At 70.6% G+C, this 11,991-nt stretch carries 5 protein-coding genes; 3 read left to right on the forward strand and 2 right to left on the reverse strand.

What is annotated here, in order from left to right; genetic code table 11:
* Positions 1–148 precede the first annotated feature (148 nt).
* Entirely contained in the window at positions 149–841 is a 693-nt protein-coding gene (locus ACTWP9_RS11460; protein WP_443245962.1) for an HAD family hydrolase, read from the forward strand.
* A gap of 75 nt (positions 842–916) precedes the next feature.
* On the opposite strand, the gene ACTWP9_RS11465 is transcribed toward ACTWP9_RS11460, so the two are convergent.
* Positions 917–1,474, reverse strand: a complete 558-nt coding sequence (locus ACTWP9_RS11465) for a DJ-1/PfpI family protein (protein ID WP_443245963.1) — start codon at positions 1,472–1,474, stop codon at positions 917–919.
* 434 nt (positions 1,475–1,908) lie between these two features.
* Here ACTWP9_RS11465 and ACTWP9_RS11470 point away from each other — a divergent pair, with 434 nt between their 5' ends.
* Both ACTWP9_RS11470 and ACTWP9_RS11475 read left to right on the forward strand, forming a co-directional pair.
* Positions 1,909–6,969 (forward strand): NAD-glutamate dehydrogenase, encoded by a 5,061-nt coding sequence (locus ACTWP9_RS11470; protein WP_443245964.1) that lies wholly within the window; start codon positions 1,909–1,911, stop codon positions 6,967–6,969.
* 254 nt (positions 6,970–7,223) lie between these two features.
* Positions 7,224–9,539, forward strand: coding sequence for a hypothetical protein (locus ACTWP9_RS11475; protein WP_443245965.1), 2,316 nt, complete (start codon positions 7,224–7,226; stop codon positions 9,537–9,539).
* Here ACTWP9_RS11475 and ACTWP9_RS11480 read toward each other — a convergent pair.
* Complete coding sequence (locus ACTWP9_RS11480) at positions 9,497–11,920, reverse strand: glycosyltransferase family 4 protein (protein ID WP_443245966.1); 2,424 nt, start codon at positions 11,918–11,920, stop codon at positions 9,497–9,499. The two genes, ACTWP9_RS11475 and ACTWP9_RS11480, sit on opposite strands and share 43 nt — an antisense overlap.
* Positions 11,921–11,991: the final 71 nt, after the last annotated feature.

Below are 11,991 nucleotides of genomic sequence, written 5' to 3' on the forward strand. Positions count from 1 at the left end.
GTTGAGAAGTCGCCCGCAAGCAGACGCTTCGGTCAGTGATCCAGCCGTGCCGGAGGAACCGGACCCGACGCACCCTACGCAGCCCCCGAAGATCCCGAAGGGCCAACGCCAAAGCTAAATGTCAGTGCCCTCTCCTACCGTCAGACGCATGGTCTTGGGGAGAAAGCAGAAGTCCGCACACATCGTGTGGGACTGGAACGGCACGCTGCTGCACGACATCCACACCGTCCTCGAAGCGACGAACGCCGCGTTCGACGAACTCGGCCTTCCGGTCATCACGCTGGAGAGATATCGGGAGCTGTACTGCGTTCCGGTGCCGCGCTTCTACGAGCGGTTGCTCGGTCGGCTGCCCACCGACAGCGAGTGGGAGCTGATGGACGAGACCTTCCACCGGCACTACTGGGCGCGGGTCTCCGATGCGGGCCTCGCCGACGGAGCCGCCGAGCTGCTGGCGTCCCGGCAGGAGGCGGGCCATACCCAGTCGCTGTGTTCGCTGGCGCCGCACGACCGGCTGCTGCCACTGCTGCGTACGTACGGCATCGACTCGCACTTCGTACGGGTCGACGGCTCGGTCGGGCCGTCCGGCGGCGGCAAGGCGGCCCAGATGGTGCGGCACCTCGCGGCGCTGGGCGGCGTCGAGCCGGGCCGGACGGTGGTGATCGGGGATGCGGTGGACGACGCTCTGGCAGCCGCGCATGCGGGGGCCAGAGCGGTGCTGTTCACCGGGGGCTCGCACAGCCGGGCCAGCCTGGAGGAGGCCGGGGTCCCGGTGGTCGACACGTTGCACGAGGCCGTCGAGACGGCGGAGCGGGTTGCGGCGGAGCCGCTGGGGCGGCCCTGAAGATTGCGTGACCCGCATGGGGCCGGAGGGACCCGCCCCGTCAAGGGCGCGGGAACTGCTCCGCCAGCCTCCGGCTCACTCCCTCGCCCGCAGTACGGCCAGGAACTCCCGCATCCAGGCGGAGTGGTCGGGCCAGGCGCGGGAGGAGACCAGGGGGCCGTCCACCACGACTTCCGCGTCCTGGAAGTCGGCGCCCGCTGTCTGCATGTCCATCTCAAGCGCCGGATAGGCGGTGACCCGGCGCCCGCTCAGCACGCCCACGGCGGCGGTCAGCAGCGGCCCGTGGCAGATCTGGGCGACGGGTTTGTCCGCGTCGAAGAACGCCTTGAGCACCTTGCGCAGCTCCGGGTCGTTGCGCAGGTACTCCGGCGCCCGGCCGCCGGGGATGACTACGCCGGCGTACCGGCCGGGCTCGATCTCGGAGAAGGCGAGGTCGGCGGGCCAGGTGTAGCCGGGCTTCTCGGTGTAGGTGTCGTAGCCGTCCTCGAAGTCGTGGACGACGAAGCGCAGCTTCTTACGGGTGGGGGCCGCGATATGCACGGTGTAGCCCTCTTCCCGCAGCCGCTGGTAGGGATAGAGCACCTCCAGGGACTCGGCGGCGTCGCCGGTCACGAGCAGGATGTTCGCCGTCATGCTGTCTCCCTCTTCCGGGGGCCGCCCCGGACGGGAACCGCCCGGGGCGCCGGTACCGTCTGTGCCAACGTGCCCCGCGATCGCCGCTTTGCCAAGAGTTCCCCCGGCCCTTCCCCTGCTGGTCGGATCGGAGAAGTTGATCTCGGTGTGCTAGCTGTCCGTACAAATTGCACTCGCTATCTGTACAAATCAGGCCCATGACACTCCGCAGGCCGAGAGCGATAGCCTTACCTACGTGATCAGCGCGATATCCACCGGAGGATCCGCCCTCGGGCGCCCCTCCGTGCAGCGCCCCCCGCGCGACCGCGGGTGGGGCGTCGCTGGTCGTCTCTCGCGGCACAGCGGCGGACCCGAGCGGAGACCCCGCGTCATTCCGGTGCCGTGCCTTCATTTTCCCGACGTCACGCAACGGCGCGCGACAGGAGCCAGAGGACATGCAGAGCAAGCTGGATGAAGCAAAAGCCGAGCGGCTGGCGGAAGCCGTCCGGGTGGCTGAACAGAGCCCGGCCCAGGGGCGCCACCCGGCCCAGGGGCCCGACGGCCCCAAGGAGGGGGCCCTTGGCGCGTATCTCCAGCGGTACTACCTGCACACGGCGCCGGAGGACCTCGCCGACCGCGATCCGGTCGACATCCTCGGCGGCGCACTCGCCCACTACCGGCTCGCCGAGGAGCGACCGCAGGGCACGGCCAACGTCCGCGTGTACTCGCCGTCGATCGACGAGAACGGCTGGTCGTGCACGCATTCGGTGGTCGAGGTCGTCACGGACGACATGCCGTTCCTGGTCGACTCGGTCACCAACGAGCTCTCCCGGCAGGGCCGCGGCATCCATGCAGTGATCCACCCGCAGATGGTGGTCCGCCGGGATCTGGCCGGAAAGCTGCTGGAGGTGCTCTCGGTCGGCGGGGACGACCTCGCGCAGATGCCGGACACCCAGTTCCCGGACACCTGGGCCACCGAGGGTGAGAAGGCGAAGCCGAAGAAGAGGGGCAAGGGCAAGGAGGCACCGGGCGCCGGGCTGCCGCACGACGCGCTGGTCGAGTCCTGGATCCACGTCGAGATCGACCGCGAGACCGACCGCGAGGACCTCAAGCAGATCGCGGCCGACCTGCGCCGGATCCTTTCCGATGTGCGGGAGGCCGTCGAGGACTGGCAGAAGATGCGCGGCGCGGCGCTCCGGATCGCCGAGGAGCTGCCGAACGAGCCCACCGACGAGCTCCCGCAGGAGGAGATCGAGGAGGCCCGGGAGCTGCTGCGCTGGCTGGCCGACGACCACTTCACCTTCCTCGGCTACCGCGAGTACGAGCTGGATGCCGCAGGCGGCAAACAAGGGAAGGCGGGCGACGAAGGCGAGGAGCTGAGCCTCGCCCCGCTGGCCGGTACCGGGCTGGGCATCCTGCGCGCCGATCCGCAGCGCAGCACGGAGGAGAGTCACCCGGTCTCGCCGTCCTTCAACCGGCTGCCAGCCGACGCCCGGGCCAAGGCGCGGGAGCACCGGATGCTGGTGCTCACCAAGGCGAACAGCCGTGCGACCGTGCACCGTTCGTCGTATCTGGACTACGTGGGCGTCAAGAAGTTCGACGAGGCGGGGAACGTCATCGGGGAGCGCCGCTTCCTCGGTCTGTTCTCGTCCGCCGCCTACACCGAGTCGGTGCGCCGGGTCCCCGTCGTACGGCGCAAGGTCGCCGACGTGCTGGAGAGCGCGGGCTTCACGCCCGACAGCCACGCCGGGCGTGACCTGCTGCAGATCCTGGAGACGTACCCGCGCGACGAGCTGTTCCAGACCTCGGTCGAGGAGCTGCGGTCCATCGTCACCTCCGTCCTCTACCTCCAGGAACGCCGCAAGCTGCGGCTCTACCTGCGCAAGGACGAGTACGGGCGGTACTACTCGGCGCTGGTCTACCTCCCCCGCGACCGCTACACGACCGCGGTGCGGCTGCGGCTGACCGAGATCCTCACCGAGGAACTGGGCGGTACCAGCGTCGACTTCACCGCGTGGAACACCGAGTCGGTGCTCTCCCGGCTGCATTTCGTCATCCGGGTGCGGACCGGTGCCCAGCTCGCCGAGCTGACCGACGCGGAGATCGAACGTATCGAGGCCCGGCTGGCCGAGGCGGCGCGCTCGTGGGCGGACGGCTTCAACGAGGCGCTGATCGCCGAGTGCGGTGAGGAGCAGGCCGCCGAGCTGGCACAGAAGTACGCGCGCGCCTTTCCCGAGGGCTACAAGGCGGACTTCTCGCCGCGCGCCGCCGTCGCCGACCTCCAGCACATCGAACAGCTGGTGCACCGCGGCAAGGAGAACGACTTCTCGCTCAGCCTGTACGAGCCGGTCGGCGCGGGTCCCGGCGAGCGCCGGTTCAAGATGTACCGGACCGGCAGCCCCGTCTCCCTCTCGGCCGTACTGCCGGGCTTGCAGGCGATGGGCGTCGAGGTGGTGGACGAGCGGCCGTACGAGCTGCGCTGCGCCGACCGCTCGCACGCCTGGATCTACGACTTCGGGCTGCGGATGCCGGACGGCCGGCGCGGTCTCGAGGAGGAGACCCGCGAGCGCTTCCAGGAAGCGTTCTCCGCGGTGTGGACAGGGCGTGCGGAGAACGACGGGCTGAACTCGCTGGTGCTCTCCGCGGGGCTGACCTGGCGGCAGGCGATGGTGCTGCGCGCGTACGCGAAGTACCTGCGGCAGGCCGGCTCGACCTTCAGCCAGTCCTACATCGAGGACACGCTGCGCGGGAACGTGCACACCACCCGGCTGCTGGTCAACCTGTTCGAGGCCCGGCTGGACCCGGCACGCAGGTGGGCGGGGCACGAGCTGACGGACGGCATCCTGGAGGAGCTGAACGGCGCGCTCGACCAGGTGGCGAGCCTGGACGAGGACCGCATCCTGCGCTCCTTCCTCACCGTCATCAACGCCACCCTGCGCACCAACTACTTCCAGCTCGCCAGCGACGGCAAGCCGCACACCTATGTGTCGATGAAGCTGGACCCGCAGGCCATCCCGGACCTGCCCGCGCCGCGGCCCCAGTTCGAGATCTGGGTGTACTCGCCGCGCGTCGAGGGCGTCCACCTGCGGTTCGGCAAGGTCGCACGCGGCGGTCTGCGCTGGTCCGACCGGCGCGAGGACTTCCGTACGGAGATCCTGGGCCTGGTCAAGGCGCAGGAGGTCAAGAACACCGTGATCGTGCCGGTGGGTGCCAAGGGCGGCTTCGTCGGCAAGCAGCTGCCGGACCCGGCCACCGACCGCGACGCCTGGCAGGCCGAGGGCATCGCCTGCTACAAGACGTTCATCTCCGGACTGCTGGACGTCACCGACAACCTCGTCTCCGGGGAGGTCGAGCACCCCAAGGACGTGGTGCGGCACGACGAGGACGACACCTACCTCGTCGTCGCGGCGGACAAGGGCACCGCCACCTTCTCCGACATCGCCAACGAGGTCGCTGAGGCGTACGGCTACTGGCTGGGCGACGCCTTCGCCTCCGGCGGCTCGGCGGGCTACGACCACAAGGGCATGGGCATCACCGCACGCGGCGCCTGGGAGTCCGTCAAGCGGCACTTCCGCGAGCTGGGCCACGACACCCAGACCGAGGACTTCACCGTGGTCGGCGTCGGCGACATGTCCGGCGACGTGTTCGGCAACGGCATGCTGCTCTCCGAGCACATCCGGCTGGTGGCCGCCTTCGACCACCGGCACATCTTCCTCGACCCCGACCCTGATGCGGCTAGCTCCTACGCGGAGCGCCGCCGGCTGTTCGAGCTGCCGCGCTCCTCGTGGGCGGACTACGACGCCAAGCTGATCTCGGCGGGCGGCGGCATCCACCCGCGCGGCGCCAAGTCGGTGCCGATCACCCCGCAGGTGCGCGAGGCGCTGGGCATCGAGTCGGGCATCACCAAGATGACCCCCGCCGAGCTGATGCGCGCCATCCTGAGCGCCCCCGTCGATCTGCTGTGGAACGGCGGCATCGGCACCTACGTCAAGGCGTCGACGGAGAGCGACGCGGACGCCGGCGACAAGGCCAACGACGCGATCCGGGTGGACGGCCAGGACCTGCGGGTGAAGGTCGTAGGCGAGGGCGGCAACCTGGGCTGCACCCAGCTGGGCCGGATCGAGTTCGCCGTGAACGGCGGCCGGATCAACACCGACGCGATCGACAACAGCGCCGGTGTGGACACCTCCGACCACGAGGTGAACATCAAGATCCTGCTGAACTCCGTGGTGGCCGACGGCGATATGACCGTCAAGCAGCGCAACAAGCTGCTGGCCGAGATGACCGACGAGGTCGGCGAGCTGGTGCTGCGCAACAACTACGCGCAGAACGTGGCGCTGGCCAACTCCCTGGCCCAGGCCCCCAGCCTGCTGCTGGCCAGCCAGCGGCAGATGCGGGCGCTGTCCAAGGAGGGCAAGCTCGACCGGTCGCTGGAGTTCCTGCCCTCGGACCGGCAGATCCGGGAGCGGCGCAGCAACGGGCAGGGGCTGACCCAGCCGGAGATCGCGGTGATGCTCGCGTACACCAAGATCAACATCACGGGTGAGCTGATCGTCACCTCGCTGCCGGACGACCCCTACCTGGAACGGCTGCTGTACGCCTACTTCCCCAAGCCGCTGCGGGAGCGGTTCGCCCAGCAGATCGCGGGCCACGCCCTGCGCCGCGAGATCATCACCACGCTGCTGGTCAACGACACGGTCAACACCTCGGGTTCGACCTTCGTACACCGGATGAAGGAGGAGTCCGGGGCCTCCACGGAGGAGATCGTGCGCGCCCATACGGCCGCGCGCGCCATCTTCCGGCTCGGCGACATCTGGGACGAGGTGGAGGCGCTGGACAACAAGGTCGCGGCAGGCGTCCTCACCGACATCCGGCTGCGTTCCCGGCAGCTCGTCGAGCGGGGCACCCGCTGGCTGCTCAACAACCGTCCGCAGCCGCTGGCACTGGCCGAGACCATCGAGCTGTTCTCCGACCGGGTCGAGACGGTCTGGGCGGAGCTTCCCAAGCTGCTCAAGGGCGACGACCTCAGGTGGCACCAGCGGGTCTACGACAAGCTGGCGGGCGCCGGTGTGCCGGCGGACCTGGCGTTGCGCATCGCGGGCTCGGCCGCGGCGTTCTCCGCGCTGGACGTGGTGGCCGTCGCGGGCCGTACCGACAAGGAGCTGATGGACGTCGCCGAGGTCTACTTCGACCTGGCCCACCGGCTCGGCATCACCCAGCTCCAGGGCCGCGTCAGCGAACTGCCGCGTGCCGACCGCTGGCAGTCCATGGCCCGCTCCTCCATCCGCGAGGACCTCTACGCGGCGCACCAGCTGCTGACGGCCGATGTGCTGGCGGCGGCCGACGGTGCCGCGACGTCGGAGCAGCGGTACGAGGCGTGGGAGGAGAAGAACCACGCCATCCTCGTCCGCGCCCGGGCCACCCTGGACGAGATCCAGGCGTCCGAGACCTTCGACCTGGCGAACCTCTCGGTGGCGATGCGGACGATGCGTACGCTGCTGCGCAGTAATCGCTGAGCGGCGCCTTTCGCGTACCCGGCATGGGGGGCTGCGCTTGCCCACCCTGCGCATGGGGGTACCCCCTGCTCGAAGAGCTTGGGGGAGCAGACTGCCCAAGCTCCGCAGTTCCCCGCGCCCCGCAAGGGGCGCGGGGAACTGCGCGGCCCGCCACGACGTGCCTGCAGACCGCCGCCGGTATCAGCCCCGGCGGCGGTCACGCGTTCGGCCCTCTGTGGCGCGACGGGCCGCTCCGGTGCTGCCTACCGTGAAGTGTGGGTGCGCTGGTAGACGGAGTGGACGACGCGAACGACGACGGCGGCGCTAACGACGAGAGCGGCGCTGCCGGGAACGGCGATGCGGCGGCGGACGCCGCGAACGTCGCCGACACGCTTGTGCTCGACCCGGTGACCGACGGCAGCCGCTCCGCCGGGGCCACCGGCGGCGACGGTCACCGCGAAGGCCGCGAAGGCCGCGAAGGCGAAGGCGAAGGCGGGGACGAGGACGAGGACGAGGCGGAGAGCATCGAAGCCGCACTCCAGCGGCAGCGCCGCGCCGCCCTCGCGCGGCGCCGGTCGAAGTCCGTCTCCGCGTTGTTGCTGCTGGCCTGCGGCTATCTGCTCCAGGTGGCGGGAATCGTCGACTCGCACGCCCCCTTCGTCGTCTTCGGCGCCGTGCTCGGCCTGCTGACCGAGGTGTTGATGCCCTCCCGGGCACGGAAGATGACGCGGCAGCTGCGCCGGGCGCAGTTCACCCCGCCCGCACGGCAGATGCTGCGGGACGCGCTGCTGCTCGGTGGCCTGGGCAGGCTGGATGTCCTGCGTCCCGGTGGAACCGGTGCGCTGCTGCTGGGCGCCGTGCTGCTGTGCTGGGCGCTGCACTTCTTCTGCCAGGCGATCGCGGGTGCGGTGCGTACCCGGCGGCGGCTGCCGATCGTCACCCGCAACATCGACGCTTCGGCCCTGCGGCTGTCCTCCTCGCCGCCCGCGCTGTTCGTCAAGCGGGCGACGCTGCGGCTGACGGCCGTCTCGGCGCTGATGACAGCCGGGATGTGCGCCGCAGCCGTGACGGGCGATCTGGCGTGGGCGCAGACCGTCGCCTGGTGCTGCTGTGCCGGGGTGCTGGCCGGGACCGGGTGGCTGGCCACCTGGCTGCTGCCCGGCAAGCAGGTCGTCAGCGAGGACGAGGCGCTGGCGTGGCTGGATCAGTGGCTGGCGGAGTACAGGCCGACCGTCGGCATGTACTTCTCCGGGGGCGCGGCCTCCGCGTACCAGGCGAACATGTGGCTGAGCACCCTCGCCCAGCTGGACGGACGGCCGCTGATCGTGCTGCGTGAGCGGTTCATGGTGCGCAAGATCGACGCCACCGACATTCCGATCGTCTGCATCCCCAAGGTCACGCACCTGATGCGGCTGGAGCACTCCACGCTCAAGGTGCTGCTGCATCCGGCGAACTCCGGCAAGACCGCCCAGGTGTTGCGCATCCCCACCCTCAAGCACGCCTTCATCAACCACGGCGAGTCCGACAAGCTCTCCTCCTGCAACCCCTACGCCAAGGCGTACGACCAGGTGTGGGTCGCCGGGGAAGCCGCGCGGGAGCGGTACGCACAGGCGTACATCGGGGTGGAGGACAAGGATGTGGTCGAGGTCGGCCGCCCGCAGCTCGCCGCCATCCAGCCGGCCGGTACCCGTACCGTGGGCGACCGCGCCGGGTATCTCACCGTTCTCTACGCCCCCACCTGGGAGGGCTACACCGACGATCCCGGCCACACTTCCGTGCTCATGGCGGGCGAGAACATCGTCAATGCGCTGCTGGCGGACCCGAAAGTGCGGCTGCTGTACAAGCCGCATCCGATGACCGGCACCATCGACCCGCGGGCCGGGGCCGCCGACCGGCGGATCCGCACGCTGGTCCGCGAGGCCAACGCCGAGCGGGACGGCGAGGAGCCGAGCCCGGAGGCGGTCGCGGCGCTGGAGGAGGCGGCCGGCGAACTGAAGGCGCTGACCCGGGCCGACGTCGGGCGGCACGCCGACGAGGTGGAACGGATGCTGCGCCAGGCGGCGCCCGAGCCGGGCCGCGCCGAGGCCGCGGCGGAGGCCCTCCGGGTGTGGGAGGAGGCGTACTGGGCGGCGAAGCCGCCCTGGCAGCACCGCGTCATCACCGGCTCGCGGCCCGGCCTCTTCAGCTGCTTCAACGAGGCCGACGTACTGGTCTCGGACGTCTCCTCCGTCGTCTCGGACTACCTCAGCAGCGAGAAGCCGTACGCGGTGGCCAACACCAGCGGTATGGACGACGACAGCTTCCGCGCCGCCTGCCCCACCGTCCGCGCGGCGGCCATCCTGGGCCCCGACGGCTCCGGCATCCCCCAGCTCCTGCACTCCGTACGCCACCCGGAGGAGGACACGCTCGCCCCGGCGCGTGCCGCGCTGAAGGTCCGGCTGCTCGGGCCTGCCGAGCCGCCTTCCCTCGTCCGCTTCAACCGCGCGGTGCAGGCCCTGGCGCGGGCGGCCGAGGACCGTGAGCAGCGGCTGCGGGAGGGGGAGCGGGGTCAGGCGTTGGCCGAGGCGCTCGGGGAGGACGAGGGGCGCTGAGGGCTCTGCGCGTCCGCGGCAGCAGCCCCCTGTGCGGCCTGTTCGGTCTGTTCCGCCTGCTCCGTCTTGCGTGGACCGACGGACTTCAGCGTCAGGACGAGATTGTTGTTCACCGAGAAATACAGCTGGACGGCCAGGTCGGTCCCGTCCAGCCGGGCGGGCGGGGTGACGTCGGTCTTCTTGCGGTCCGCGAGATCCCCCAGCACCCGTCCCAGTCGTACCCGTTCGGGACCGAGGCCGGGGCGTAGCCACAGATCCCACACGCCCTCGGGCGAGCCGTCGGCGAACGCGGCGGGCAGCTCGTAGGGCAACTCCAGGCGCACGGTGGCGTTCTCGTCGTCGCCGTCCCGGCGGCCGGGGAACTCGAACGTCTGCCGCGGGTTGCCGCGCGGCACCGCCACCAGCACGGGCCCGCCCGACAGCTCCAGGGTCCGCCGCGACAGCGCGGGGCGCGAAGCCTTCCCGTACAGCCGCGCCGTGAGCGTGTATCCGTGCTCGCCCAGCTCGATCGAGGTGACCTCCGCGTGCCGGGCGCGGGACCAGATGCGCAGGGCGAGGTGGCCGTCGCCGGTGGCGTACGGGATCCACGACTGGAGCGTGCCGTCGGGGGCGAGCGGCGCGGGCATGGTGAGCAGCCGTGCCGTCTCCACCATCAGCGCCTTGACCTGCTTGCTCCGACCGTCCGAGGTGCGCTCCACATGGACGTCCCACCGCCCCTCGAACAGCTTCATCTCCGGGCGGGTCAGCCGGAGTTCGACCCAGCCGTCCGCGTCCGCCCTCTCGCGGGGCGGCAGCGGGACGCGGACCGGCTCCGCACCGTCCCGGTCCCGGGAGCGCAGCGACAGCACCGCCGCGCTCTCGGGGAGGGAGTCGGCGCGCAGCCGGATCAGCAGCGCCCCGTCAGCCTGGACGCGTACGCGGGCGACCGGCCGCGGCAGCCCCTTGAGCGCGCTCGCCTCCCGCCGCACGGCCCGGTCCTTCCGCAGGACGCGTGTGAGGGGGCGCAGTACGGGGACGAGCGGGCGCGGCACCATGCTGCGCACCGTCCGAACGGCCCGGGCGCTCCCCCCTTTGTGCGGGGCAGCGGGTCGGGCCCGTTGCCGGACGCGCTCGGAAGGCGCGCTCGCCGAGGGCGCGGCGCTCGCCGACGGCGCCGCCCGCGCAGCCTTCGCTCCGGACCTGCCCGTGCTCGGCGCGGCTGCCCCCGCGCCGGGGCGGCCCTCCAGGAGACGGGTCATCAGGTCCTCGTACTCGCCCGCGATGCGCTGGGGGCTGTAGCGCGCTGCCTTCTTCAGGGCTGCTCGACTCATCCGGGAGCGCAGGTCCGGGTCCTCGATGAGGTGCAGCAGGGCGTCGGCGAAGGCGCGTACGGTCACGTTCTCGTCCTCGCCCAACGGGGCGAGCAGTCCGTCCTTGCCGTTGGCGATGATCTCGCCCGGCCCGTAGGGGCAGTCGGTGCTGACGACCGGAACGCCGCAGTGCATGGCCTCCACCAGGGTCATCCCGAAGGACTCGGCGTCGGAGGAGACGGCCGCGATGGAGCCCTTGGCCCACTCCGTCTCGATGGGGGAGTGGGCACCCATCAGGAATGCGCGGTCGTGGAGGCCGAGCCGGTTGAGGGTGGACCGCAGGACACGCTGCTGCTGCCCGCGTCCGTACAGCCGAAGCGACCAGTCCGGGTGCCTGTCGGCCACGAGCGCGAAGGCGTGCAGCAGCCGGTCGTACCGCTTGATCTTGATGAACCGGCCCGCGGCGACGATGAGTTTGGCCTGCCCGCTGGACGGCTCGACCTGCGGATGCGGCACGGCGTTGGGCACGCAGACGATCTCGGTCCGCAGGTCGGGGAGAGCGGCGCGGTAGTCGGCGGCGTCCGCGTAGGAGACGGTGACGAACGCGTCCAGGTTCGGGAGGGCGGCGTCCTGGTGGGCGCGGACGTGGTTGCTGTGCGTCGCGTGTGTGAGGTGCTCCTGCCCGATCCGCACGTAGCGGTCGGTGCCGTACGCGGCGAGATAGTCGTTGATCTTCGGCCGGGTGCCGATGACCACGTCCGCTTCCAGGCTCTCCAGCAGCGCCTTCACCCGCAGGTCGCCCAGCCGGGTGGCGATGCCGCGCTCGAAGTGGTCGTTGCCCTCGATGAAGCGTTCGCTGCACCGGTGGAAGTCCGGGTCGTCCCCGTCGTAGCTGCGGGAGGAACGGCGCAGGTCGATCAGAGAGGTCAGAGTGACGCGCGGGTCGAAGGCGAGCTCCGGCTCCTGGCTCGTCCTGCGGAGGCTGACGACCTCCACCTGGTGCCTTTCAGCAAGCGCTCCTGAGAGGTTCACCGTCGACCTGATCGTCCCGCCGATTCCATAGGCGTTGTCCAGCAGGAACACGATCTTCATTCGCGGCTTCCCCTTCTGTGCACTGCGAGCTCGAAATCAGCCGGTTTCCTCCGACTATTTGAGGTGTGAAA

The sequence above is a fragment of the Streptomyces sp. 3N207 genome (assembly GCF_052246355.1).
Lineage (GTDB): Bacteria > Actinomycetota > Actinomycetes > Streptomycetales > Streptomycetaceae > Streptomyces.

Excerpts from the sequence above, each read along its gene's own strand:
- ACTWP9_RS11480 (WP_443245966.1), bottom strand. The coding sequence starts at position 11,920 with ATGAAGATCGTGTTCCTGCTGGACAACGCCTATGGAATCGGCGGGACG.
- ACTWP9_RS11470 (WP_443245964.1), top strand. The coding sequence starts at position 1,909 with ATGCAGAGCAAGCTGGATGAAGCAAAAGCCGAGCGGCTGGCGGAAGCC.
- ACTWP9_RS11465 (WP_443245963.1), bottom strand. The coding sequence starts at position 1,474 with ATGACGGCGAACATCCTGCTCGTGACCGGCGACGCCGCCGAGTCCCTG.
- ACTWP9_RS11460 (WP_443245962.1), top strand. The coding sequence starts at position 149 with ATGGTCTTGGGGAGAAAGCAGAAGTCCGCACACATCGTGTGGGACTGG.